This window comes from Pseudomonas sp. A2 (assembly GCF_023100865.1).
Taxonomy (GTDB): Bacteria; Pseudomonadota; Gammaproteobacteria; order Pseudomonadales; family Pseudomonadaceae; genus Aquipseudomonas; species Aquipseudomonas asiatica.
This window is the reverse complement of sequence record NZ_CP039127.1, coordinates 4,865,198-4,890,961: the sequence shown is the minus strand read 5'-3', so window position 1 is coordinate 4,890,961 and position 25,764 is coordinate 4,865,198. Positions and strand designations below refer to the sequence as shown.

Sequence of the window (25,764 nt, the reverse complement as noted above, 5' to 3'; positions counted from 1 at the left end):
AGGGCTCCGTCGTTTGCGATATATCGTAAGATATTACTCAAGATATATCTAAAGACAAGCCCTCAATTGCAGATGATTATCATCTATTCGTTCGATGTATCCCCTTGCGGTGTGGCTGTATGCACGGCAACCTGCGGCGGCTTGCACTCGTTCGGATTACCCGGTTGCAGGTAAGGCATGAGAATCGGAGCCATGCCCTTGAGCACCTGCACCGGCAGCGCCGAGGTGAACTTGAAGGCCTCTGCCGAGCGCCCCGGCACGAATGCGGTCAAGGTGCCGAAATGGTTGTCGCCCAGGAAGAACACGAAGGTAGCGGTACGGTTCAGCGAGCGCGAGCCGATCAGTCGGCCGCCAGCACCAAAGCTTTCGATGCGGTTGTCACCGGTACCGGTCTTGCCGCCCATCACCAGTGGCGTGCCGTCCTGCAGCTTGAAACTGCCGGAAATGCGCCGTGCGGTGCCCGCATCCACCACCTGCGACATGGCGCCTTTGAGGGCGCGCGCCACTTCGACCGGCAGAATCCGCACACCCCGGTCCGGGTCGGTGACCAGCTTGGTCTCGTAAGGCGTGTTGGCTGCAAAGTGCAGGGTGTCGATCCGCAAGGTCGGCAGGCGCACACCGTCGTTCTGAATGATGCCGACCAGCTCGGAAAGGGCGGCGGGGCGGTCGCCCGAGCTGCCGATGGCGGTGGCCAGTGAGGGTACCAGGTGGTCGAATGGATAGCCCACGCGCTTCCAGCGCTGGTGAATGTCGAGGAACGCTTCGATTTCGACCATGGTGCGAATGCGGCTGTCACGGGCGCCCTGATGGCGGCTCTTGAACAGCCAACCATATACCTCCTGGCGCTCGAAGCGGCTGGCATTGACCATTTCGGTCAAGGTCGAACCGGGGTTCTTCAGCAGGTAACCCAGCAGCCACAAGTCCAGTGGGTGGACCTTGGCGATATAGCCCTGGTCGGGCAGGTCGTACTTGCCCGGGCCATAGGCGTCGTACATCTCCGACAGGCGGCCATCGGTCAGTTTGCCCAGGACGATCTTGTCACCCTTGAGGTGGGCGCGGACGAAGGCGTTGAAGGTTTCCTGGCTAGCCTCGGGGAACAGATAGCGGTGCACGGCCGCCAACCGTTGCGGGGTCACGCGCATGCTGTCGAGGAAGGTGTCCAGGCGCTGCTGCGAGGTCTTGCGCTGGTATTTCTTCCAGAAGCGCATCAGGTAGTTGGTGCCTTCCTTGTCGGCGAAACGGGCCAGGTATTCCTGGCGGCGCGGGTCGGAGTCGTCCTTGAGCAGCGGCACGCGGTTGTACGGCTGCTGGTAGGTCACGTAGCGCACCAGGTCGCGCATCAGGCGGATGAACGGCAGGTTGATCGATTCGCGCAATGCATCCTTGAGGGTTGGGTTGCGGCTGTTGTCTTCCTTGCGGAAGTTGTTGAACACATGCATGCCGCCGCCGGTGAAGAAGGCTTCGCCGGTGTTGGCCGAATACTTGCGTTCCAGCGCGGCATCGAGCATGGCGTCCAGGCTCTGGTTCTTGCTGTTCTGCGCCAGCCATTCCAGCGACCACTGGCTGATGCGGTCTAGCTCGGCGACTTCGACTTTCTTCAACTCGGCGGCTGGCTTGCCGGCGTATTTGTCGTGCAGTTCGGCGATGATCTCCAGATAGGTGGTGAGCACCCGCAACTTGGCGGTTGAACCCAGCTCCAGCTTGCTGCCTTCGTTGATGTCGAATGGCTGGTCGGTGCTGTCGGTCTGCACCCGCACCCGCGAGCCGTCGGCGGTGCGCTCGAACAAGGTGAAGCTGTAGCTCACCTGATCGGTGGTCTTGGCGGTGAGCAGGCGTTCGCCGATCAGGCCGATCTGCGCCGCGAATTCAGGGTCGGCAAGGTTTTTCAGGTACTGGCTGACCTGCAGCTGCAGGTCGGACTGCAGGGTGCTGGTGGCCGACACATCCAGCCGGTCGAGATCGTACAGCGGGCGGTTGAGCATGGCTGCCAGGCGGTTGCGTGCCAGGCTGATGCCCTTGTTGGTGACGATCGGCACGATGGTCGGTTGCGCCACCCAGTCGCGGTATACCGCCTTGCTGGCCAGTGCAGCGTCGGCCAGTGGCTGCTCGATGACCTTGTTGGCGGCCAGCACGCGGATGTGCGCGTCGGTCAGTTCGGCCAGTTCGAGCCGCCCCTTGGACAGGTAGTGCGACGGCCGGCGCTGGGCAATCATCAACGACAGCACCTGGCGCAGGGCCAGGCCGCGTGCGGCCATGCTCTCAGGGTCGCTGGCGGTGGAACTCAGGGCCTGGTTGACCTGGTCGAAATCGGCGCCGTACCACACCCGCAGGCCTTCGGCCATGCCATGCACTTCGCCATGCCCAGGTACTGCCGACAGCGGCACGCTGTTGAGGTAGTCCCGCACGATGCGCTGGCGCGCCTCGGTTGTATCAGGGCCGCCCTGATAGGCACGCACGCTGGCGGAAATCATCTGGCGGATCTTCTCGGCGCCGGAAACGGTCAGGCCGTCCGGTGAATGGCGGTACTTTTCAAGCTGCGTGGCCAGGGTGCTACCGCCAGCGGACTGGCCGGGCAGGGCCAGGTACTTGGCCACCTGGCTGTAGGCGGCCTTGGCGAAGCGCGGCCAGTCCACGGCCGGGTTGTTGCGCGGGTCCTTGGTGTCGAGCAGGTCGCGGTTCTCGATGAACAGCAGGCTGTTGACGATAACCGGCGGGATCGCCGCAAAGTCCGGGTACAAGTGTTGCGGGTAGTTGTACTGGTACAGCATGTCGCCACGGCAGTCGGTGATCGACAGGCCAGCCTGGATTTTCTCGATATAGGGGGCGAACAGCCCATGATCGACGTAGTTCATCAACGCCGGCGAGAACTTCACCTGCTCGCTGATCAGGTAGTCGCGCTTGAGCAGCCGTGGCAGGAATTCGCCCAGGGCACTGTAGCCCAGGCGTTTGTCGAACGGCCCTTCGCCGGGGTAGACGATGGCATCGCTGGGGCCTGGTTGCAGCGAATAGGTGAGGGTGCTGGCCAGCTTGCTGAATTCCCGCGACTGCAGGTTGGAGGTGCGGAATTCGTCATATGCAGCGAAGCCGATGGCAACCAGCGCCACCAGCAGGATGAGGATGATCAGCCGCCACCATAGCCGACGCTGACGGGGGGACTTTGGTTGTGGCGTCTCGGCCGGAGGTATCTCGGGTGCTTCCGTTCTGCTTGGTTCCGATTGCCACAGTGCGCCCATAGTCTTCTATCCGGCCAGGTATTTTCGTCTTGCTTGTCTGAAGCTTAGACGTTGAGCGGGTCAGGTGAAAAATTTGTAAGAGACGGAGAAGAGTGGCGTAGGGCTATGCGGCTTTGGTGTGGGTTTCTTCATACGGCGATGTTGCTATGGTGGCCGGGCGATTTGGGGCCGCTTCGCGCCCCATTCGCAGCACAAGGCTGCTCCTACAGGGGAATGCGTATCCATTGTAGGAGCAGCCTTGTGCTGCGAATGGGGTGCGAAGCGGCCCCAGAGATCTAGCTGAATATTCCTGTTTATACAGCGAAAAAACCTGCAAGGGTCTTCCTATACTGCTCGCCCCCTTCGCCTCGCCGGGCGCTCTATTCCGGCACTCGGGCCGGCCCACAAGGCCAGTTCGGCAAGCCAATGCCACGCCTATCGGCCTGGCTGGTGCTGCACGAAGGTCAAATCCAATAACAAAATGAGGTTGTATTGCTATGCCAGTCGGCAACCACTCTGCCCACGGCCAGGCCGCTGAAGGCGGCCCGCTCAAACGTGAACTGGGCGAACGGCACATCCGCCTGATGGCGCTGGGCGCCTGTATCGGTGTCGGTCTTTTCCTCGGTTCGGCCAAGGCCATCGAAATGGCCGGCCCCGCCATCATGTTGTCCTATATCATCGGCGGCCTGGCCATCTTGGTGATCATGCGCGCCCTTGGCGAAATGGCCGTGCACAACCCTGTCGCCGGCTCGTTCAGCCGTTATGCCCAGGACTATCTAGGCCCGCTGGCGGGCTTCCTTACCGGCTGGAACTACTGGTTCCTGTGGCTGGTGACCTGCGTTGCCGAAATCACCGCGGTGGCCATCTACATGGGCATCTGGTTCCCCGACGTACCACGCTGGATCTGGGCCCTGGCGGCGCTGGGCAGCATGGGGGCGGTCAACCTGGTGGCCGTCAAGGCCTTTGGTGAATTCGAGTTCTGGTTCGCCCTGATCAAGATCGTCACCATCATCGCCATGGTCCTTGGCGGCATCGGCATCATTGCCTTTGGCTTCGGCAATGACGGCGTGGCAGTGGGTATTTCCAACCTTTGGAGCAACGGCGGCTTCATGCCCAATGGCGTGACCGGCGTGCTGATGTCGCTGCAAATGGTCATGTTCGCCTACCTGGGCGTGGAAATGATCGGCCTGACCGCCGGTGAAGCACGCAACCCGCAAAAGACCATCCCGCAGGCCATCGGCTCGGTGTTCTGGCGCATTCTGCTGTTCTATGTCGGTGCGCTGTTCGTGATCCTGTCGATCTACCCTTGGAGCGAAATCGGCAGCCAGGGCAGCCCGTTCGTCATGACCTTCGAGCGCCTGGGCATCAAGACCGCCGCCGGCATCATCAACTTCGTGGTCATCACTGCAGCGCTGTCGTCGTGCAACGGCGGCATCTTCAGCACCGGGCGCATGCTCTACAGCCTGGCGCAGAACGGCCAGGCCCCGGCGGCCTTCGCCCGTACGTCGAAGAACGGCGTGCCGCGCAACGCGCTGCTGCTGTCGATCGGTGCGCTGCTGCTGGGCGTGCTGGCCAACTACCTGGTGCCGGAGAAGGTCTTCGTCTGGGTGACTTCGATCGCCACCTTCGGCGCGATCTGGACCTGGGTGATGATCCTGCTGGCGCAACTGAAGTTCCGCGCCGGCCTGAGCTCCACTGAACGCAAGGCGCTGAAATACCGCATGTGGCTGTGGCCGTTGAGCTCGTATCTGGCGCTGGCCTTCCTGGTGCTGGTGGTCGGCCTGATGGCGTACTTCGAGGATACCCGCGTGGCGCTGTACATCGGCCCGGCGTTCCTGGTGCTGCTGACGGTGCTGTACTACGCGTTCCGCCTGGCGCCGAAAGACGCGCAGGGTGTGGCCAGTACTGCTTCCTGATCTGAAATGGCTGGGGCCGCTTTGCGGCCCTTTCGCGACACAAGGCCGCTCCTACAGGCGACCGCAGCCAGCTGCATGGGTCGCGGTCGCCTGTAGGAGCGGCCTTGTGTCGCGATGGGCTGCGTAGCAGCCCCAGGGTTCTATCAGGCCGCCACTTCACTGTTCGGTTCAAAGCTGTCCGCCCGCGCCAATTGCCACATGCGCGAATAGAACTGCCCGTTCACCTCGCCAGTCAGCAGTTCACCCGGCTTCAAGAACACATGCATCTGCGAGAACAGTTTGATCTCGGTGGCCGAGATGCGCCGTACCAGGTGCTTGGCTTCCAGCTGCGCCGGGTGCTCCAGGCCCGCTGCCGCAAGCATTTCGGCCAGGGCACGCAAGGTATTGTGGTGGAAGTTCAACACCCGCTGGGCTTTGTCCGGCACCACCAGCGCACGCTGGCGCAGAGGGTCTTGCGTGGCCACACCGGTCGGGCACTTGTTGGTGTGGCAGCTCTGCGACTGAATGCAGCCGATGGCGAACATGAAGCCGCGCGCCGAGTTGGCCCAATCAGCGCCAATGGCCAGCACGCTGGCAATGTCGAACGCGCTGACGATCTTGCCGCTGGCGCCCAGCTTGATCTTGTCGCGCAGGTTCAGGCCAACCAGGGTGTTGTGCACGAACAGCAACCCTTCGCGCAGCGGTACGCCAATGTGGTCGGTGAACTCCACCGGCGCCGCGCCGGTGCCGCCTTCCTTGCCGTCGACGACGATGAAGTCGGGCAGGATGCCGGTTTCCAGCATGGCCTTGGCGATGCCCATGAACTCCCACGGGTGGCCCAGGCAGAACTTGAAACCTACCGGTTTGCCGCCAGACAGCTCACGCAGCTGGGCAATGAACTGCATCATCTCGATGGGGGTGGAGAAGGCGCTGTGGCGCGACGGCGATATGCAGTCTTCGCCCATCAGCACACCACGGGTTTCGGCGATTTCCCGGGTCACCTTGTGCTTGGGCAGGATGCCGCCATGGCCGGGCTTGGCGCCTTGGCTCATCTTGATTTCGATCATCCGCACCTGCGGGCTGCGTGCCTGGGCGGCAAAGCGTTCGGGGTCGAAGCGCCCGTCTGGCGTGCGGCACCCGAAGTAGCCGCTGCCCAGTTCCCAGACCAGGTCGCCGCCATGCTCGCGGTGATAGGGGCTGATGCTGCCTTCGCCGGTGTCATGGTGGAAGTTGCCCAGCTTGGCGCCTTGGTTGAGCGCGCGGATGGCGTTAGCGCTGAGCGAGCCAAAGCTCATCGCCGATATGTTGAAGATCGACGCTGAGTATGGCTGGCTGCATTGCGGCCCGCCGACGATGACCCGGAAGCTTGCCGGGTCGGCCAATGGCGCCGGGCGCATGGAGTGGCCGATGAATTCGAAGCCGGACTCGTACACGTCGATCAGGGTGCCGAATGGTTTGTCCGAGGCTTCGTTCTTCGCCCTTGCGTAAACCAGCGAGCGCTGGGCGCGGGAGAACGGCAGGGCGTCGCTGTCCGCCTCCAGCAGGTACTGGCGAATTTCCGGGCGAATGGCCTCGACCAGATAGCGGATGTTGCCCAGGATCGGATAGTTGCGGCGTACTGCGTGGCGTTGCTGCAACAGGTCGAACAGACCGATGAGGCTGAGGATTCCGGTGCTCAGGGTGAACGGCCACAGCCATTCGTGGTGGGTGAACGGCAGGCTCGCCAGGGTGAACAGCACACAGGCGGCGAAGAAGGCATAGCGACTGAGAAGTGACAGGCTCATACAGGGTCCTTGCGATGGCGCGGTCAGGCTCAGGGCCTGGGGCAAACCCCGACCATAGCCAAGTTGCTCGGCTGTGCAAATTAAAATCGGGGTAGCGAAAATCATTCTCGCAGAGCCTGGCGATAGTCTTCAGGCCAACACGGGCTTTTGTAGGAGCAGCCTTGTGCTGCGAAGAGGCCAATAGGGAAACAGATTGTCTTCGGCAATAATGGCCTCTTCGCAGCACAAGGCTGCTCCTACAGGTGCTGTGCATGCCCTGAAGTCAGCAACAAGGGATTCAGATAGTGTCGCGCAGCAGCTTCTGCCGCCAGCTTTCCTGCTCTTGTGCCGGCGCTTCGACCAGGTACGAATAGTGCCCTGCCACCCGCATCGCCACTGGCACCCCGTCGCGGTACAGCAGGCGGTTGCCGCTCACCGCCGGCACTTTTGCCCCCGGCAGCAAAGACCCGACCAGGTTCAGTGGGTCACTGGCACTCACCACCACCAATGCCCCGTCCAATTCACGCCGCCGCACCTGCCGCAGCAGCCCCACCGCCTCCGGCAAGGCGAACTGTTCGCCGGCCAGCCCGGCAATGAAGCGCCCGCCACGAATCTCGCCACGCGCTTCCAGCCGGTGATAGCAGCGCAGCAGTTCGCGCCAGGGCGGCAGCACATCGCTTTCGCGCTCCAGCAGGCGCCAGCACACCACGCCATAGCGCCGTAGCAGGGCCCGGGCGATGTGCTCCAGGCGCTGGCTGTCGTCTACAGTGCCCCTGCGCAGCAAGGCCCAGCGCCCGGCATGGGACATGCTGCTGGACAGCGGCGGGTGGCCGCGTCGGCTGTTGCGCGATGTGCGTTTCGCCGCCGGGGTGATCAGGCTGCGCAGGCCGGTGAAGCTGTCGGCCCCCACCAGGCCTGCACCTACCAGCTCTTGCAAGGCCGTCTCCAGTTCGCTGGGCAGCAGGTGGGCGTCGTGTGCCAGCTCGTCGAAGAACAGCGCGCCATGTGCGTTCAGCACCTCGTGGACGCGTTGCGCTCGTGCGCCGAGGCTATCCAGGGCGGGTACGGGGGCAAGGCTGCGCCACAACCCAAGATGCTCGCGCGGCAGCAGCACCAGCGGTGTGCTCGACAAGGTGTTGCTCGACACGGTCGCCGCCAGCCGGCTCCAGGCAAACTGCCCGCTACGGCAGGCATCGTCGAGCCAGTGCGGGCTGTAGTCCTTGATACGTGCCGGCAGCAGTTCGGCCTCCCAGGCTCCGGCTGCACTCGGGAACCCTTGCAACTGGCCAAGTACCTCGGCCACGGCTTGTGGGCCGCGCAGGCGCGTGTCGTCAGCCAGGTGCTGCCAGTCGAACAGAAAGCGCACTAAGTCCTGCAGGCTGACCGGCTCGATCTCCCGGCGCAGGCGTTTGACTGTGTAGCGGTGGATGCGCGCCAGCAAATGGCGCTCGCACCACTGCAGTTCGCTTGCGCCGGGGCTGAAATGCCCACGCAGCACATAGCCTTCGGCCTCCAGGCGGGCCAGGGCCTGTTCGATGGCTTGCGGCGGTTTGCCAAGTGCTACCGCAATCTGCGCGCGGGTCAGCGGGCCATGGCCGCTCAGGCGGGCTCGCAACAGTTCGACCAGCGGAATGTCCGGCTCGATGGCCTGATCGAAGCCTGGCAGTACCTGCAACGCAGGTTCCAGCCGGGAGCCGGGATACAGCACCTGCAGCAGACTCAACCGCTCGCGTGCCAGCCACAGTTTTTCATCCACCAGGCGCAAGGCCCGGCCAGCCTTGGCCAATTGTCTGAGCAGCAGCTCCCAGCCGGCATTGCCCTGCACTTCGTCCTGGCTGATGACACCCAGGCCCATCAACGCTTCATGCATTTCGTCGGCGTTGCCCGGCTGCGGCCAGGCCTCGGCCGCCACGGCGGCAATCGCATCGGCGTCCAGCGCGCCCAGGTCGTCGCCGTTCTGCACCTCGTTCCAGCGCCGGTTGAGCACTGCCTGCGTGCGACGCTCTTCCAGTGGCGCGTCATCCAGGAAGGCATATGGCCGAGCATTGAGGATGGCCGCCGCCAACGGCGAAGGGGCGGGCAGATCGCGGCACAGCAGGCGTACCGTGCCGCTTTCCATGCGCCGCAAAAGTGCTAGCCAGCCTTCGCTGTCCATCGCCTCGTGCAGGCAGTCGTCGAGGGTTTGCTCGACCAGCGGATGATCGGGAATCTGCCGCTCGCCGACGATGTTCTCCAGGCAGGCGATCTGGTCGGGAAACACGGCGGCAATCAGGTCTTCACTCTTCATCCGCTGGATCTGTGGCGCCACCTTGCGACCGCCGACAAAGCGCGGCAAGGCCATGGTCACGCTGGCGTTCCAGCGCCAGCGCACGCCGAACAGCGGCGCATCGAGCAGTGCCTGGACAAGGATCGACTCGGCGTTGCGGCTATTCAGGTAACGCCACACGTCGTCCAGTTCGAAGCTGTGGCTGGAGGACAGCGACAGCACGATGGCGTCCTCGCTGGCCGCCGCCTGCAACTCGAAGTTGAAGGTGCGGCAGAAGCGCTTGCGCAGGGCCAGGCCCCAGGCGCGGTTGATGCGGCTGCCGTAGGGCGAATGGATGATCAACTGGGTACCGCCGGACTCATCGAAGAAGCGCTCCATCACCAGCGTGTCCTGCGAGGGCAGGGCACCCAGCACTTCGCGGGTGCGGGCCAGGTAGTCGAGCAACTGGCCGGCGGCGTCTTCACCTAGTTCGAAGGTGGCCTGCAACCATGTCAGCACCTCGGCCTGGTTGTTGTCAGCCAGCTGTTGGTCGATCTGCGCCTGCAGCCGGGCCACCGCGGCGGACAGCTCGTCGCTGCGCCCCGGCGCCTCGCCCAGCCAGAATGGAATGGTCGGTGGAAGGCCATGGGCATCCTCCACCCGCACCCGGCCCGGCTCGACGCGCAGGATGCGATAGGAAGCATTGCCAAGCTGGAAGATGTCGCCGGCGATGCTTTCCACGGCGAAGTCTTCGTTGACGCTGCCGATGTTCAGCGCCTGCGGTTCGAGCAGCACGGCGTAGTCGGCGTTGTCGGGGATGGTGCCGCCGCTGGTCAGGGCGGTCAGCTGGCTGCCGCGGCGGCCACGCAGGGTGCCGCTCACCGCATCGCGGTGCAGATAGGCACTGCGCACGCCCTGGCGGCCGTTATAGCCCTCGGTGAGCATGCGCAACAGGGCCTGGTAATGTTGCTGGTCGAGTTCGGCATAGGGCGTGGCCTGGCGCAGGCAGTCGAACAGGGCTTGTTCGTGCCAGGGCTGGTTGCTGGCTTCGGCGACGATCTGCTGGGCCAGCACGTCCAGCGGCGCCCGTGGAATGTGCAGCTCGTCCAGCTCGCCCCGGCGTATGCAGTCGAGCAGGGCCACGCATTCGATCAGGTCATCGCGCGAGGTCGGGAACAAGCGGCCCTTTGGCACGCCATCGACCTGGTGGCCGGCGCGGCCGACCCGCTGCAGAAAGGCCGCTATCGAACCTGGTGAAGCGATCTGGCAGACCAGATCGATGTCGCCGATATCGATACCCAGCTCCAGCGATGCAGTGGCCACCAGCACCTGCAACTGGCCATTCTTCAGGCGTTGTTCGGCATCCAGGCGTAGTTCCTTGGCCAGGCTGCCGTGGTGCGCGGCAACCGCCTCCTTGCCCAGCCGGTCGCTGAGGTGGCGGGTGATGCGCTCGGCCAGTCGCCGGGTGTTGACGAACACCAGAGTGGTGCGGTGTTCGCGCGCCAGGGTGGCCAGGCGGTCATAGACCAGGCCCCAGACATCGGTGGCCATCACTGCACCCAGCGGCACTGGCGGCAACTCGATGGCCAGGTCGCGCTGCCGAGCATGGCCGACATCGACGATTGCGCAGGGGCGGCCGTTGCCGACCAGAAATTGCGCCACCCGTTCGACCGGGCGTTGCGTGGCCGACAGGCCGATGCGCCGCAACGGCCGGTTGCACAGGGCCTGCAGGCGCTCCAGGGTCAGTGCCAGGTGGGCGCCGCGCTTGTTGCCTGCCAGGGCATGGATTTCGTCGACGATTACCGTGTGCACGCTGGCCAGGCCTTTACGGCCAGAAGCCGAGCCCATCAGCACGTAGAGCGATTCGGGGGTGGTCACCAGGATGTGCGGCGCCAGCTTGCGCATGGCGGCACGCTCCTTCTGCGGAGTGTCGCCGCTGCGCACGGCCGTGGTGATGCGCGGGGCGTTCAGGCCCTGGTCCGCGATGGCCTGGCTGATGCCTTCGAGCGGGGCTTGCAGGTTCAGGCGGATATCGTTGGACAGCGCCTTGAGTGGCGAAACGTAGACCACCTGGGTTTGCGCTGGTAGCTCGCCCTGGTGCTCCAGGCCTTGGCGGAACAGTTCGTCGAGTACGGCCAGGAACGCACTGAGGGTCTTGCCCGAGCCGGTCGGTGCGGCCAGCAGCATCGACTGGCCCGCATGGATCAACGGCCAGGCCTGGGCCTGGGCATCGGTCACCGTGGCGAAGTGGCGACGGAACCAGGTGCGCACGGCGGGGTGGAACAGCTCGAGCACCGGGTGGTGTTTGGCGGGCAGGTTCATGTGTTGGTTATGGAGGGTGTGGGGCGGGTTGGCAAGGGGCCGTTCGTCTGCCGGATCGGCTATGACCTGTGCCGGCCTCTTCGCGGGTAAACCCGCTCCCACAGGTACTGCGCCGCTCTCTGACCTTGTGGTGCACCTGTGGGAGCGGGTTTACCCGCGAAGAGGCCGGCACAGGAGACACTGGCCTTGTCAGGGCAATGACCCCCATGGGATCCTCCCCGGTCATTGTTTCAGGTGAGCCCCCATGCCCAACACCATCCGCATCGCCGCGGCCCTGCTGATCGATCCCCAAGGCCGAACCCTGCTGGTACGCAAACGCGGCACCCAGGCTTTCATGCAGCCCGGCGGCAAGATCGATGCTGGCGAAACCCCGGTGCAGGCGCTGGTGCGCGAGCTGCATGAGGAACTGGGCCTGCACATCGACCCGGCCCAGGCCGTGCACCTGGGCCAGTTCAGCGCCCCGGCCGCCAACGAGCCGGGCTTCGAGGTACAGGCCGAACTGTTCCGTGTCGACAGCGCCGCAGCCGTGCTGCCGGCCGCGGAGATCGAGGAGGTGGTGTGGCTGGCCGCAGACCAGGTACCCGCCATGCAGCTGGCACCCCTGACCCGCGACCTGATCCTGCCGCTATACCGCCAGGCCGTCAGCGCACCGCGCTGACGCCATCGAGGGTGGCGAACGAGGTGTCCTTGGCCGTGAGCAAGAAGTCGCGCATATATGGCGCATCGAGCATGTCGGTGCGCACGGCGGCATAAAGCGTGGCGAACAGGCCTTTTTCACCCAGGCGCTTGCCCTTCACATACCCGCGCGAACTGTACTCGTGCAGCGCCCAGTGCGGCATGCCGCACACGCCACGGCCGCTGGCCACAAGTTGCATCATCATCACCGTCAGCTCTGATGTGCGCACGGCGGCGGGCTCGATGTCGGCTGGCTCCAGGAAGCGGGTGAAGATGTCCAGGCGGTCGCGCTCCACCGGGTAGGTGATGAGGGTCTGGTCGAGCAGGTCCTGCGGCACGATGTAGGGCTTGCTGGCCAACGGATGCTGGTTGGCCACCGCCAGCATCGCCTCGTAGGTGAACAGCGGCACGTAGGTGATGCCCGCCAGGTCCAGCGGGTCGGAGGTCACCACCAGGTCGAGGTCGCCGCGGGCCAGGGCCGGCAGTGGGGCGAAGGCAAAGCCGGAGGCCAGGTCCAGCTCCACCTCCGGCCAGGCGTCACGGAACTGGTCGATGGTCGGCATCAGCCACTGGAAGCAGCTGTGGCATTCGATGGCCATGTGCAGACGACCGGCGGTGCCGCCGGCCAGGCGCGCGATGTCACGTTCGGCGCCGCGCAGCAGCGGCAGGGTGGCATCGGCCAGTTGCAGCAGACGCAACCCGGCGCTGGTGAAGCGGATCGGCTTGGTCTTGCGCACGAACAGCGGCAGGCCCAGGCGCTCTTCCAGCTCCTTGAACTGGTGCGACAGCGCCGACTGGGTCAGGTGCAGGCGCTCGGCGGCCTCCACCAGGCTGTCGGCCTCGCGCAGGGCATGAAGGGTTTTCAGGTGACGGATCTCCAGCACAGCTGACTCCGGTGTGTGGACTTGAGGAAACAGGGAATGAGTTGAGTTTCCCTCATGTTGCCGCGCCTGTCGACTGGGCGTACCGCCGCACCGCCTGGCGGGAGTCATCAAACTGTCACTGAACTGTGGCAGCGCGCCCGAACAGAATTCATCAGACTCGCGCTCTACTGGGGATCTGCATTCTGGTGTTTCTTTCATGCGGGCTTTTTGGCTTTTTCTTTTCTTTGTATTCGGCGTACCTGCAAGTTTCGCTGAACAGCGTTGTGACGCCCACGCGCCGGTGCAGCGGGCCGAGCTGGGCGCGGTCAGCCTTGTCTACCAGAGCGTCGGTGCGCCACGCGACCCGGCCTTGCTGCTGGTGATGGGCCTTGGCGGGCAACTGATCCACTGGCCGGACGACGTGGTCGAAGCGTTGTGCCGCCAGGGCTTTCGGGTGATCCGCTATGACAACCGCGATGTCGGCCTGTCACGCTGGAACCAGTTGCCACCGACGGCCAACCTGACGGTCGAACTGCTGCGCTACAAGCTGGGCCTGTCGGTGGCTGCGCCCTATACGCTGACCGACATGGCGGACGATGGCCTGCGCTTGATGGATGCGTTGGGCGTGCGCCAGTTTCATGTGCTGGGGGTTAGCATGGGCGGCATGATTGCCCAGCACTTGGCTGCCATGGCGCCCGAGCGCGTGCGCAGCCTGACGCTGGTCATGTCCAGTTCAGGGGCGGCGGGGTTGCCGGCGCCGGATCCGGCGCTGGTGCAGTTGCTGGCCCGGCGCAGCGCGCCGAACCGCGAAGTGGCCATCGAGCAGCAGGCTGATCTGCTGGCGGCGCTGGGTAGCCCCGAGGTGCGTGACGACCGTGCGGCCTTGCTGCAGCAAGCGGCCGTGGCCTACGACCGGGCGTTCAACCCTGAAGGGGCCAAGCGCCAGATCATGGCGATACTGGCCGAGCCGAGCAGGGTCGAGTTGCTTAACCAGTTGCGGGTGCCGACCCTGGTAGTGCATGGCACGGCCGATCCGTTGCTGCCGGTGATGCATGGCGTGCACCTGGCGGCGCATATCCAGGGCAGCCAGCTGCGCTTGATACCGGGGTTGGCGCACCGCTTCCAGGAGCCGTTCAAGGCGCCGTTGCTGGGGGCGGTGTTGCCCTACCTGCAGGCACATCGGCAGGATGTCACGCATATCGCAGGGCTGTGAATTTCCATGCTTCCAGGCTGATGCGATCCCCTGTAGGAGCGGCCTTGTGTCGCGAAAGGGCCGCAAGGCGGCCCCGGCAATATTCGCGGCTAAGCTGAAATCGGGGGCCGCTACGCGCCCCATCGCGACACAAGGCCGCTCCTACACGGACCGCGTCAGCCGACCTGCCTCAGTGCATCCGCACCCACAAGGTCACCAGCACGGTCGCCGCCATCAGCCAGGCCACCGTGGCCAACGCCAGCGATGCCTCCAGGCGCATGCGGTCGACCAGTACATACAAGGTCGCCAGGTACACGAAGTACGGAATGATCGACCACATGCCGAACAGGATGGTGGTCTTCAGGTCGGCAATGCTGCGCCCCTTGCCGACAATGTAGTGGGCAATCAGGGCGAAGGTGGGGAACAGCGGCACCAGCCCGGCGATGTAGTAATTGCGCGTCTTCGACAGCACCGCCAGCAGCACCACCACACCAGCACCCAGGGCAGCTTTGAATACCAGGTCCACGTTGTCTTTCCAGGTTGGGTTGAGGTCAGCCGAGGCCGTATTTCTTCACTTTGTCGAACAGCGTGGTCTTGGCCATGCCCAGCTCCTGGCTGGCCTGGCTCAGGTTGCCACCGGTACGTTGCAGGGCATCGCTGAGCAGGTTGCGCTCGAACGCTTCCACCGCCTCGGCAAAGCCCAAGCCTTGGCTGGCACCACCGCTGGGGCCTTTCTTGAACGCAGGCAGGCCGAGGGCATAGCGTTCGGCGACGTTGCGCAGTTCACGCACGTTGCCCGGCCAGTCGTGGGCCATCAGGCGCGACAAGGTCTGGCTGTCCAGCGCAGGTGTTTCACGGTCGAAGCGCAGGGCCGACTGCTGCAGGAAGTGTTCGAACAGCTGCAGGATATCTTCGCGGCGCTCGCGTAGCGGCGGCAGCTCCAGTGTCACCACGTTCAGCCGGTAATACAGGTCGCTGCGGAACTGGCCACTCTGGCCCATGGCATCCAGGTCAGACTTGGTGGCGGCGATCACCCGGCAGTCCACCGGAATGCTCTGGTTCGAGCCCAGCCGCTCCAGGGTGCGCTCCTGCAGCACACGCAACAGCTTGATCTGCAGGTTGATCGGCATGCTCTCCACTTCGTCGAGGAACAGCGTGCCGCCATTGGCATGTTCGATCTTGCCGATGCGGCGTTTGCCGGCACCGGTGAAGGCGTTGGCCTCGTGGCCGAAAATCTCGCTTTCGAACAGGTTTTCCGGCAGGCCGCCACAGTTCAGTGCCACGAACGGCTGGCCCTGACGATGGCTGAAGTCGTGCAGGCAGCGGGCGACCAGTTCCTTGCCGGTACCGGTTTCGCCTTCGATCAGCACGTTGGCCGAGGTATCGGCGACGTTGGCGATGAGCTCGCGCAGGTGCTCCATGGCCGGCGAACGGCCAATGATGCGCCTCTCCAGGCTGCTTTGCTCCGCCAACTGGCGGCGCAGGGCCACCACTTCGCGCGACAGCCCGCGCTGTTCGAGGGCGCGGCGCACCACGTCGACCAGGCGCTCCGGGGAGAAGGGTTTTTCCATGAAGTCGTAGGCGCCATTGCGCATGGCGCCCACCGCCATGTCGATATCGCCGTGGCCGGTGATCAGTACCACCGGCAGGCTGCGGTCGCGGGCCTTGAGGCGGTTGAGCAGCTCCAGGCCATCGATGCCCGGCAGGCGTATATCGCTGACGACGATGCCGGCGAAGTCGTCGCCGATGCGCTCCAGCGCCTGCTCGGCGCTGCCCACACCTTCACAGGCGATGTCTTCCAGGGCCAGCGCCTGTTGGCAGCCGAGCAGCACATGCGGGTCGTCTTCGACGATCAGGACGGTAAGAGGCGCTTGGTTCATGGGTGCTCTGCCGATTCGCTAGGGGGTGAGACCAGGGGCAGGGCCAGGACGAAGGCCGTGCCGCCGCTGGCGGGGTGCTCGACGTTGAGGCTGCCCTTGGCGGCGGCGGCAAGGCTCGCCGACAGGGTCAGGCCCAGGCCCAGGCCATGTTCGCCCGGTTTGGTGGTGAAGAAAGGTTCGAACAGGTGCTTGCGCGCCTCGGCGTCGATGCCGTGGCCATTGTCGCGCACCTGCAAACGGTACTTGTCGCCCTGCAGCTCGCCTTCCAGCCACAGTTGTGGCAGCGGTTGGGCGGCCATGGCATCCAGGGCGTTGCCGATCAGGTTGACCAGGATCTGCTCCAGGCGGGTCTGGTCGATGGCCAGCTGCTGGTCCTCGAACTGATTGTGCAGCTGCAGGTGGCAGGCGCTGATGCGGTTGGCCAGCACCTGCAAGGTAGCGTCCACCGCCTTGGCCAGCGAAGCCTGGCCACTGTCGTCGCTGCGTCGGGCGAACGAGCGCAGGCTGGCGGTGATTCGGCCCATGCGGTCGATCAGGTCGTTCATGGTACGCAGGTTGGTGCTGGCGGTTTCCAGCGCCCCGCGTTCGAGGAAGCGCACGGTGTTGCCGGACAACGTACGCAGCGCGGCCAGCGGTTGGTTCAGTTCGTGGGCAATGCTGGTGGACATCTGCCCGATGGCGGCCAGCTTGCCAGCCTGTACCAGTTCATCCTGGGCGTGACGCAGGGTCTGCTCGGCATGCCGGCGCTCGCGAATCTGGCCCTTCAGGCGTTCGTTGCTGGCACGCAGGTCGGCCGTGCGTTCGGTAATCCGTCGTTCCAGCTGGCTGTTGGCTTCCTGCAGGGCCTCGCGGGCTGCCAGGCGAGTGGCGATGACCTTGCGCCGTTCGTTCCAGGCGATGCCGAGGATCGCCAGCAATGCAAAGGCCACGCCTGCCAGGATGCCCTGTACCATGGATTCGCGGCGCAGGTCCTGCAGCGGGGTCAGCAGGGTGAAATGCCAGGGCGTGTCGACCAGGCGCCGGGTCTGGGCCAGGTAGGCCATTTCGCGGGCCTTGCCCTGTGCGGTTTCGCTGTTGGCCGGGAAGGTCAGCTTTTCCACACCATCGGCCAGGGTCTCCCGTGCCAGCGGCTGCAGTTCGTTCAGCGGCCACCAGTAGTACTGCAGGCTGCGAGCCAGGCGCTCCTTGATCTGCGGGGTCAGCGGGCGTACCGACTTCAGGCGCCGGGCAGGGTCGCTGGAGAGAATGATGATGCCGTTCTCGTCGCTGACGAACGCCTCCAGGCGGGCACGCTGCCAGCGCTCCTCGAGGGTGTCCAGGCGCACTTTGATCACCGCCACGCCAATGATCTTGCCGTGTTCCTCCAGGCCGTGGGCCAGGTAATAGCCGGCCTCGCCGGTTGTACTGCCGATACCGTAGAAACGCCCGGGTTCGCCGCGCACGGCAGTCTGGAAGTAGGCCCGGAACGACAGGTCCTCGCCGAGGAACGAGTCGGCATCGCGCCAGTTGCTGGTAGCCTGGACACGGCCGTTGGTGTCGAGGACGAAGATGGCCCGGCTGCGGCTGCGCCGGTTCAGGCCTTCGAGGTATTCGTTGACGGTCTGCCGCGAGCCGCCGTCAGGGTCGGTGAGCAGATGCGAGACGCTGTCTTCCAGCTCCAGCAGGCTCGGCAGGTAGGTGTACTTGCTGATTTCGCTCTCGACCGTGCGCGCGTGCAGCTCCAGCTGGCGCTCGCCGTTTTCGCTGAGGGTGCGGATGCCGCTGCTCTCGCTGATCAGGTAGCCAGCCATTCCCAGGCCGACCATCAGCAGGATGATCAGTGGCGGTAACAGCAATTGGCGGAGCAGGCGGGATTTCACGGCAGGCTTGGCAGGGAGAAGAAGCGAAGGATCGCATTTCATCACAGTGGCCTTGTCACGACCAGCGCCTGCTGCCCGAAGGGCAGCGGCGCCGACCGCTTCAGTGAAGCAAAATCAGTGTTGCAGGATCTTGCTGAGGAAGTGCTGGGTACGTTCGTGGCGGGCACTCGGGTTGCCGAAGAAGTCTTCCTTCTGGCAATCCTCGATGATGTTGCCCTTGTCCATGAAGATCACGCGGTTGGCCACCTTGCGGGCAAAGCCCATTTCGTGGGTCACGCACATCATTGTCATGCCTTCGTGGGCCAGCTCGACCATCACGTCCAGTACTTCGTTGACCATTTCCGGGTCCAGGGCCGAGGTCGGTTCGTCGAACAGCATGACGATCGGGTCCATCGACAGGGCGCGGGCGATGGCCACGCGCTGCTGTTGGCCGCCGGACAGCTGGCCGGGGTGCTTCTTGGCGTGGGCACCGAGGCCGACGCGGTCGAGCAGGGCCAGGCCCTTCTTGGTCGCTTCTGCTTCGCTGCGGCCAAGCACCTTGCGCTGGGCGATGGTCAGGTTCTCGGTGATGGACAGGTGCGGGAACAGCTCGAAGTGCTGGAACACCATGCCAACGCGCGAACGCAGCTTGGGCAGGTTGGTCTTGGGGTCGGCGATCGAGGTGCCGTCGACCACGATGTCACCTTTCTGGAACGGCTCCAGGGCGTTGACGCACTTGATCAGGGTGGACTTGCCCGAGCCCGACGGGCCGCAGACCACCACCACTTCACCCTTCTTGACCTCGGTGCTGCAGTCGGTCAGTACCTGGAAGTCCCCGTACCACTTGTTTACGTTCTTGATGGAAATCATACGGCGATCCTTTTTTGCAGGCGCTTGACCAGCCACGAAGCGGAGAAGCTGATGAGGAAGTACACGACACCGGCGAAGATCAGGAACTCATGGGAGCGCCCAATGATGTCGCCGTTGGAGCGTGCCGAGTTGAGGAAGTCCACCAGGCCCACGGTGTAGACCAGCGAGGTGTCCTGGAACAGGATGATGCTCTGCTGCAAAAGCAGTGGCGTCATCTTTCGGAAGGCCTGGGGCAGGATGATAAGGCGCATGGTCTGGCCGTAGGTCATGCCCAGGGCCTGGGCGGCGCCCATCTGGCCCTTGGAGATCGACTGCACGCCGGCGCGGACGATTTCGCAGAAGTACGCGGCCTCGAACATCATGAATGCCACCACGCAGGAGGTGAAAGCACCTACCGGGGTGTCCTCGCCGGTAATCCAGCGCAGCACGAATGGTACCGCCAGGTAGAACCAGGTGATTACCAGCAGCAGCGGGATCGAGCGGAAGTAGTTGACGTAGGCGCCGGCCACGTTCGACAGCAGCTTGCTCGACGACAGGCGCATCAGGGCCAGGATGGTCCCCAGTACAATGCCGCCAACCACGCCCATTATCATCAGCTGCAGGGTCATGACCATGCCTTCCCAAAGGGCAGGCAGGGCCGGGATGATTTCGCTGAAATCCATGTCCATTTATTTGCCCCCTACGGAAATCAGGCCGGGCACCGAGACTTTCTTCTCGACCATGCGCATCAGCAGCATCAGGCCCATGTTCAGGGTGAAGTAGATCAGCGTGGCCAAGGTGAAGGCCTCGAACAGGTTCGCCGAGAACTCAGCGGTCTGCTTGGTTTGTGCCAGCAGTTCCATCAGGCCGATCAGCGACGCCACCGACGAGTTCTTGAACACGTTCAGGAATTCCGAGGTGAGCGGCGGAATGATGATCCGGTAGGCTTGTGGCAGCAGCACATTGGTGTAGATCTGCGACAGGCTGAAGCCCATGGCGCGGGCGGCGGCTTCCTGGCCGCGGGGCAGCGCCTGGATGCCGGTACGCACCTGCTCGCACACGCGGGCGGCAGTGAACAGGCCCAGGCAGATGACCACGCTGATCAGCGCCGAAGTGGTCGGGTTGAGGTCCTGCTTGAACCATTCCTGCAGGCCTTCTGGCAGCAGGTCTGGCACCAGGAAGTACCAGATGAACAGCTGCACCAGCAGCGGTACGTTGCGGAACAGCTCCACATAGGCGGTGGCGATACCCGATACCAAACGGTTCGGCACGGTGCGCATGACACCGAGGACCGAGCCCAGCAGCAAGGCGATGACCCAGGCGGAGATGGCGATGGCGATGGTCCAGCCCAGGCCGGTGACGTACCAGTCCAGATAGGTTTCGCTGCCCACGCCGGTGGACTTGAAGAACACGCCCCAGTCCCAGTTGTAATTCATCGGGATTTCCCCTCAGACGATTGTTTCACGGGCACCTTCGAGCATCCGAGAGCGCTTGGCGCCCTCGGATGAAAGGTTAGACACTAATGAGTGGCCTGCAGTATTGATTGGTACTGTTGAGCACCAGGCCACTATCTGAGAGTCAGGACTTCTTCTCGTCCGCAGCCTTGTCGGTCGGCTCGGCGATCAGTTTCTTCAGCTCGTCGCTCATCGGGAACTGCAGGTTCAGGCCCTTTGGCGGGATTGGCTGCTGGAACCATTTGTCGTAGCTCTTGTTGACTTCGCCCGACTTGAAGTAGCCGACGATGGCGTCATCGACCGCTTTCTTGAAGGCCGCGTCATCCTTGCGCACCATGCAGCCGTAGATTTCGTACGATTGCGGGGTACCGGTGATGACCCAGTCCGACGGTTTGCGAGCCTTGGCCATTTCGCCGGCGAGCAGGGCGTCGTCCATCATGAAGGCCACGGCGCGGCCGCTTTCGAGCATGTTGAAGGCTTCACCGTGGTCCTTGGCGGAAATCACGTTCATCTTCATCTGCTTGTCGGCGTTCATCGCCTTGAGGATGCGCTCGGAGGTGGTACCGGCGGTGGTCACCACGTTCTTGCCGGCCAGGTCCGGGAAGTCCTTGTATGCCGGCTGACCGTCCTTGACCTTGGTCAGCAGGCGGGTACCGACTTCGAAGATGCCGACCGAGAAGCCGACCTGCTGCTGGCGCTCGATGTTGTTGGTGGTGGAGCCGCACTCGAGGTCCACGGTGCCGTTCTGCACCAGCGGGATGCGGGTCTGGGAGGTGACGAGGTTGTAGCGGACCTTGATGTCCGTGCCCAGCTGCTTCTTCAGGGCGTCGACGACAGCCAGCTGGATGTCATGCGAGTAGCCCACGGGCTCGGGCTTGCCGGCCAGGTAGGAAAACGGGATGGAGGAGTCGCGGTGGCCCAGGGTGATGGTGCCCGACTCCTTGATCTTCTTCAGGGTGCCGGTCAGTTCTTCGGCCATGGCCGGCGAAGCGATCACGGCGGCCGCGATGGCGGCGCCCAGCAATTGACGAACGATGCGCATCAAATTTTCCTCGACGTGTTTGTTTTTTTTATGGAGCCGTTGGCGGACTCTTCGTTCAACGAATACAGAAATAAACGATTGCATTCGGCTACCAAGTGTAGAGCATGAGTCGTGCCAAGCTCTGGCATTGATCATAACGCCTCGAATTCATTGGGAATCAACCTTTTGCTTTCATCGTGTGACGGTAAGTTTCATTCGCCATACCGAATGAATAGCGGTTAATCGTTCGGAAATCCGAACGGATTTGCCAGCCCTGCATCGCAATGCACGAGCGATCAGGACCGCTGCCATGCAGCGCCTGATCGCAGTGCTGCCAGCCTGGTCAGTGGGGCATGAGCCGCTCTTTCGGCGTCTGGTTCCAGCGCGCCCAGGCCTCGGTAGTGAGGGTGCGTATCAGCACTGACTCCTCGGCGGCAAGTTCGCGCATCAAAACCCTGGCCTGGTCTTCATAGCCCGCTTCCTGGCCGGCCACGGCCCGTGCCTCGAGCGCTTCCATTCGCTCGTAATAAGGCCTTGCGGTCGCCTCGAAACGGTCAGCATAGGTTTCTCGCAGGTAGTTCTGCCAGTAAGGGCGGCCTGCAAGCGCGTCCAGCATCGACAAGGTGCTGTAGCTTTGCAGTACTTCTATTTCTGCTGCGTTCAGATCCCGCGTTGTCACGTGGGCGAATGATGCGAAGTGCATCTCATCCGGTGGTGCTGGCAAGTCAAGTGGCCCCGTCAGCCGCAGGCGATAGAAAAGCCGAACTTCGATTTCATCTACTCTGCGTCCTGCTTCGCGCAGGGCCTGGATGTGCCGGTTGGCAATATCGTCAAGCAGGTCCAGGCGGTGCAGCTGGCCGCCCAGATACAGCAGGTGGCTCTCTCTCATTTCCGCTGGCACCCCTTCGATGCCCTGGAAGGCCAGCACGCCCACTTCCATCTGGTTGAGCAGCAGCAACAGGCGGTCCTCGCAGGTACGCGGCCCGTCGGCCTCGCGAAACAACTGCTCGCGTAACGCTTCATTGTTTTCGCAGGCTTCGAGGATGTGCCAGAGACGGCGTCGATAATGCCGCGGATGGGCCTCGAAGTCTTCGCTCTGGGCAAAGTCGGCCAGGAATCTGAACAGGCCTCCAGAGCCCGGCTCCTCGCTCAGGCGGTCCCAGGCTGCCTCCCGTTCTGCACGGAGGAGCTCGTTTCTGGACGCTACCCAGGTTGCACGGGTTTCTTCATCTATTGGCTCGTGGGCATACGACGCGCTGCCTCGGGCGCCTGTTTCGCTGGCACCCTGTGCTTCGTCCAGATACTCGATGCTGCCTTCGCTCAACGGATTGTCATGCAGGTTCAGCCTTTGCAGGCGCAGGCGCAAGCCGCGCATCTCGCGCTGCAACTCGCTGATTCTGTTGTCGCGCAAGTCGATATGGGCGCGTAGCGCTACGTTCTGGTGGACCAGGCCAATATCCGCCTGGCCCGTTGCTCGCAGGCGCAGGTCCCGCACATGTGGCAAGGCCGAGAGGTCGGGCATGCCGTTGAGGGGGTTGTAATTGAGTATCAGGGTATCCAGCCGCTGCAACTGAGCCAGGCGGCTGCCACCTGCTGCGTCCATCGCAATCAGGTTGTTGCTCAGGTTCAAGCGCCGTAGCTGGCTGAGGCCCTCGATGCCCTCGGGAACCAATGTCAGCCGGTTGCCGCTCAGGTCCAGGTCCACGACGTTGGGGAACAGCCTTAGGAAGCGCGCATCGATCTGCTGCAGGCGCATGTTGCGTAACGTCAGCCGGCGCACGTGTCGGTATTCCACACCCTCCGGCAGGTCTGGCAAGGCATCGATGTGCTCGCCGTCTATGGTCAGTTCATATTGGTCGTTGCCGTCCACCAGTTTGCGCCGCCAACTGCGGCGAAGGGTATCGGCTACCCGGCGTCTGCGAATGGCGTCGATCGGAGATTGCCAACCGGCCTGCCAGACCCGAAGTGTTTCGCGCAGGTCGGCAAGCTGGCGTTGCAGCGCCTGGTAATGGTCCCACAAGCTCTCCCCGCGCTGGCGGACTGCTTCGAGGTAAGCGTCCAGTTGCAGTTCGGAGAGTGTGGGGAATATTTGATGGATCCCTCGGCGAATAGCGCTTTGGCTGCTTTCACCACCGCCGCTGAGTGTATAGGCCAGCCTGCCGTCGGCGAAACGCCGGGGCGGCCTGACAGTTGCGCGGATGCCGGGCAGGTCGAGCAGGCCAGCCGTGGAGTCGCGATCCTGTTCGGCTGCCATGGCCAGTTTGTCGCGCAGTTCCCTGAGCTGCAGGTTGCGGTTCCCCAACCGGGTTTTCTGCTCGTCGTCCAGGCACCGCAGGAGCGCTGCCAGCAAGGACTTGCCCTGGGTTTCTTCGCCAGCCAGGGCGTAGCCTTGCTCATTTTTGACAATGGTGCGTACCTTCTGCGCGGTCTCGCTCTGGCTGGCGAATATCTGTAATCCCTCCAGGCCGCCGTGGCGTAATTCGACCCGTACTGAGTCTGGCCACGGGGCTTCCCGCTCGATGAGGCGTAGCGCCAGTATTTCGCTATCGGTGTTGGCCAGGTTCTGTAGGCGCAAGCCGAGACAAGCCCGGTCGATACGGCTGGCATGTTCATACCATCGTGCATGTTGCGCCATGCTCAGTGGTATCCGCCCGGAAGCATGCAACTGTTCTATCTGGGCGCTACTGCCATGGTCGATGACTTCCTGGGCGCCCCTTGGCGACAGCCCCCGAAAGGCGCCGATCAGCTTGGCCTGGTCGATGGATAGCGGTGTTTGCCATGCCTGAAGTTTCTGCTCGAAGGCCAGCCCTTTCAGGGTCGGATCCTGCTGGTGCAGCTTGATCCGGTCGTGGATGTCTAGCAGCCGCGCGGGTGGTGGAGCGTTCTCCAGGCAAAGTCGGCGCAGCTGGTCCACGGACAGGCCTGTGACCTGCAGAAGCACCCGGCCATGGTCTGACAACGTGTCGGCAAAGTGCTCCCCTTGCAGGCCTTCCAATAATACCGAGACATCTTCCTCGGCAGGCAGGTAGCGGAGGTTTCTGGCCAGCCTTACGCCGCGGCCGGGCAACACCGTTGGCGCAAGCCTGTCGACAAAAGGTATTCGTCGCAGCGTATGCAGCGCACCTGCAGTCAGGCCTGTGGTCGCCAGGCCCTGGGCTACGTTGAACAAGTGCTCCAGTGCACCTCGGCGATCACCTAGCTGCCAGTCCTGGTAGCCTTCGTAGACTTCATCGAGCAATTGCGCCGCGCTGACGACCAGCAGCAGGTCTCCCAATACCGGTACGACCAGAGCTGCCAGCCCCAGCAGGTCCAACCCGGCGCTGAGCATGCCCTGCAAGCGCTGATGTCTGCTCAGGCGGTCTTCGACGTCCGTGGGCACAGCCAGGTAGGCTGCATCATCGAACATTCGTCCGAGCAAAAGCGCTCGTACATGTGCGAACACATCCCCCTCTATGGGCAGGTTTCGCCCGTCGAGCTGCAGTTTCTTTGCTCCAGGCGACGCTACCAGCCGTTGTGCAAGTTCCTTGTCGAAAGCGCTTGTGTCCCGCGCCTTGATGAAACGCTTGAAAAACCTGCGGAATGGCTGCTGTTTGAGGCGAGTGGCCAGGTCGCTGTACACATCGTTCCAACTGTCGTAAAAGCACAGGCTTTGCCCGGGGGCATCGGGTATCCAGACGATGATCTCGTCGATGTCGGCAGCCAAGGCAGGGCGCCATTCGAGAGTGATGACCCCCGTCACGCACTTGCCGAGCAGATAGAGTTGGCGAGGTGTCAGCGTGCCTTTGCCATAGGTTGCGAGCGCAGGGGTTTCCAGCATCGACCGCAGCCGAAGCAGATCCCGCTCATCCAGTTGCCGCTTGAACCTGGCCTCGTAAACCGCTGCTTGCATGCGCGTTCGTACGCCGGTTTCAAACAGGTGCCTTATTGTCGTACGCGCCTGATCGCCCGGCTGGCCCCGCCCAGCCTTGGGTTCGAGCACTGTCTTGAGCAGCACCTGATACTTGCCGCCCAGATCCAGCGAGCGGCACAGGCGAACGAATTGCTCGAAGGTCATGGCCAGCTTTTCGCCTTTCTCGTTTTCCAGATGCGCTTTACGCAACAGCCACGGTTCAGCTTCGTGTGCTTCGAAGTTATGCAGGGCGGCAGCCAGCAGGGTTTGTCGTGTGCTATGGATTACGGTCGGCTTGTAGAAATGCTCTGCGGCCGAAGGTAGTTGGAACTCTTCGCTCACGACCACGTGACCCCGTCGCGCGTCGATATGCCCCAGTCTCTGCTCACGCAGCGCGCGTTCGAGCAGGGGCAGGGCGAAGTCTTCGAGGCGAGGGATTCTTTCGAGCAGATGGCGAAGCCTGTCCGCTGCCTGTTGTTGTGCACCCAAGGCCTTGCCGTAGGCTTGCAGGTGCGTTGTGTCGGCGCTGGTCAACCAGTCAGGCAGTTGCTGGGCGATCAGGGCGTCGACTGAATAGGACGGGTTGTATTCGGTGGGTCGCACGTGATGTTCTCCGGGGTTTGAAAGACCCCAGAGCATCACGCCGATAATGTGGTTTGGCGGTAG

At 63.4% G+C, this 25,764-nt stretch carries 15 protein-coding genes; 3 read left to right on the top strand and 12 right to left on the bottom strand.

From position 1 onward, the window contains the following. Positions 1-83 precede the first annotated feature (83 nt). Entirely contained in the window at positions 84-3,233 is a 3,150-nt protein-coding gene (locus E5221_RS22660) for a transglycosylase domain-containing protein (RefSeq protein WP_247846495.1), read from the bottom strand. 476 nt (positions 3,234-3,709) lie between these two features. On the opposite strand from E5221_RS22660, the gene E5221_RS22655 reads away from it, so the two are divergent. Then, positions 3,710-5,128 carry an amino acid permease gene (locus tag E5221_RS22655; protein WP_013973978.1) on the top strand — a complete coding sequence of 473 codons (1,419 nt, stop codon included), beginning with the start codon at positions 3,710-3,712 and terminating at the stop codon, positions 5,126-5,128. Positions 5,129-5,271: 143 nt separating this feature from the next. On the opposite strand, the gene E5221_RS22650 is transcribed toward E5221_RS22655, so the two are convergent. Further along, positions 5,272-6,891, bottom strand: coding sequence for an FMN-binding glutamate synthase family protein (locus tag E5221_RS22650; protein WP_015271581.1), 1,620 nt, complete (start codon positions 6,889-6,891; stop codon positions 5,272-5,274). A 277-nt stretch (positions 6,892-7,168) separates the two neighbouring features. Beyond that, positions 7,169-11,437 carry a DEAD/DEAH box helicase gene (locus E5221_RS22645; RefSeq protein ID WP_247846494.1) on the bottom strand — a complete coding sequence of 1,423 codons (4,269 nt, stop codon included), beginning with the start codon at positions 11,435-11,437 and terminating at the stop codon, positions 7,169-7,171. A gap of 244 nt (positions 11,438-11,681) precedes the next feature. Here E5221_RS22645 and E5221_RS22640 point away from each other — a divergent pair, with 244 nt between their 5' ends. Then, positions 11,682-12,095 (top strand): NUDIX domain-containing protein, encoded by a 414-nt coding sequence (locus tag E5221_RS22640; protein WP_013973975.1) that lies wholly within the window; start codon positions 11,682-11,684, stop codon positions 12,093-12,095. Here the strand turns inward: E5221_RS22640 and metR are convergent. After that, positions 12,079-12,996, bottom strand: a complete 918-nt coding sequence (metR, locus tag E5221_RS22635; RefSeq protein WP_003258025.1) for a transcriptional regulator MetR — start codon at positions 12,994-12,996, stop codon at positions 12,079-12,081. The two genes, E5221_RS22640 and metR, sit on opposite strands and share 17 nt — an antisense overlap. 196 nt (positions 12,997-13,192) lie before the next feature. On the opposite strand from metR, the gene E5221_RS22630 reads away from it, so the two are divergent. Then, a complete protein-coding gene (locus tag E5221_RS22630; protein WP_039613718.1) occupies positions 13,193-14,188 on the top strand; it encodes an alpha/beta hydrolase in 996 nt (331 codons plus the stop codon). Between the two features lie 169 nt (positions 14,189-14,357). Here the strand turns inward: E5221_RS22630 and E5221_RS22625 are convergent, their stop codons facing one another. From E5221_RS22625 to E5221_RS22590, 8 genes are all read right to left on the bottom strand, one after another. Continuing rightward, a complete protein-coding gene (locus E5221_RS22625) occupies positions 14,358-14,693 on the bottom strand; it encodes a GlpM family protein (RefSeq protein WP_013973973.1) in 336 nt (111 codons plus the stop codon). A gap of 25 nt (positions 14,694-14,718) precedes the next feature. Next, positions 14,719-16,047 carry a sigma-54 dependent transcriptional regulator gene (locus E5221_RS22620; protein WP_282189717.1) on the bottom strand — a complete coding sequence of 443 codons (1,329 nt, stop codon included), beginning with the start codon at positions 16,045-16,047 and terminating at the stop codon, positions 14,719-14,721. Next, positions 16,044-17,948, bottom strand: a complete 1,905-nt coding sequence (locus tag E5221_RS22615) for an ATP-binding protein (RefSeq protein ID WP_044047147.1) — start codon at positions 17,946-17,948, stop codon at positions 16,044-16,046. The genes E5221_RS22620 and E5221_RS22615 overlap by 4 nt, the downstream gene beginning before the upstream one ends. A 72-nt stretch (positions 17,949-18,020) precedes the next feature. Further along, a complete protein-coding gene (locus E5221_RS22610; RefSeq protein WP_003258023.1) occupies positions 18,021-18,755 on the bottom strand; it encodes an amino acid ABC transporter ATP-binding protein in 735 nt (244 codons plus the stop codon). Beyond that, on the bottom strand, positions 18,752-19,423 hold the full coding sequence (locus tag E5221_RS22605; RefSeq protein WP_013973970.1) for an ABC transporter permease subunit: 672 nt from the start codon (positions 19,421-19,423) through the stop codon (positions 18,752-18,754). Before E5221_RS22605 ends, E5221_RS22610 begins: the two co-directional genes overlap by 4 nt. Continuing rightward, positions 19,424-20,170 (bottom strand): amino acid ABC transporter permease, encoded by a 747-nt coding sequence (locus tag E5221_RS22600; protein ID WP_015271574.1) that lies wholly within the window; start codon positions 20,168-20,170, stop codon positions 19,424-19,426. Positions 20,171-20,312: 142 nt separating this feature from the next. Continuing rightward, positions 20,313-21,230: a glutamate/aspartate ABC transporter substrate-binding protein gene (locus E5221_RS22595; RefSeq protein ID WP_061550358.1), complete on the bottom strand. Its 918-nt coding sequence runs from the start codon at positions 21,228-21,230 to the stop codon at positions 20,313-20,315. Positions 21,231-21,552: 322 nt separating this feature from the next. Continuing rightward, positions 21,553-25,701: an NEL-type E3 ubiquitin ligase domain-containing protein gene (locus E5221_RS22590; protein ID WP_247846493.1), complete on the bottom strand. Its 4,149-nt coding sequence runs from the start codon at positions 25,699-25,701 to the stop codon at positions 21,553-21,555. Between the last annotated feature and the right edge of the window lie 63 nt (positions 25,702-25,764).

Coding starts and splice junctions, on each gene's coding strand:
- E5221_RS22660 (WP_247846495.1), bottom strand. CDS start 3,233: ATGGGCGCACTGTGGCAATCGGAACCAAGCAGAACGGAAGCACCCGAG.
- E5221_RS22655 (WP_013973978.1), top strand. CDS start 3,710: ATGCCAGTCGGCAACCACTCTGCCCACGGCCAGGCCGCTGAAGGCGGC.
- E5221_RS22650 (WP_015271581.1), bottom strand. CDS start 6,891: ATGAGCCTGTCACTTCTCAGTCGCTATGCCTTCTTCGCCGCCTGTGTG.
- E5221_RS22645 (WP_247846494.1), bottom strand. CDS start 11,437: ATGAACCTGCCCGCCAAACACCACCCGGTGCTCGAGCTGTTCCACCCC.
- E5221_RS22640 (WP_013973975.1), top strand. CDS start 11,682: ATGCCCAACACCATCCGCATCGCCGCGGCCCTGCTGATCGATCCCCAA.
- E5221_RS22630 (WP_039613718.1), top strand. CDS start 13,193: ATGCGGGCTTTTTGGCTTTTTCTTTTCTTTGTATTCGGCGTACCTGCA.
- E5221_RS22620 (WP_282189717.1), bottom strand. CDS start 16,047: ATGAACCAAGCGCCTCTTACCGTCCTGATCGTCGAAGACGACCCGCAT.
- E5221_RS22615 (WP_044047147.1), bottom strand. CDS start 17,948: ATGAAATGCGATCCTTCGCTTCTTCTCCCTGCCAAGCCTGCCGTGAAA.
- E5221_RS22610 (WP_003258023.1), bottom strand. CDS start 18,755: ATGATTTCCATCAAGAACGTAAACAAGTGGTACGGGGACTTCCAGGTA.
- E5221_RS22605 (WP_013973970.1), bottom strand. CDS start 19,423: ATGGACATGGATTTCAGCGAAATCATCCCGGCCCTGCCTGCCCTTTGG.
- E5221_RS22600 (WP_015271574.1), bottom strand. CDS start 20,170: ATGAATTACAACTGGGACTGGGGCGTGTTCTTCAAGTCCACCGGCGTG.
- E5221_RS22595 (WP_061550358.1), bottom strand. CDS start 21,230: ATGCGCATCGTTCGTCAATTGCTGGGCGCCGCCATCGCGGCCGCCGTG.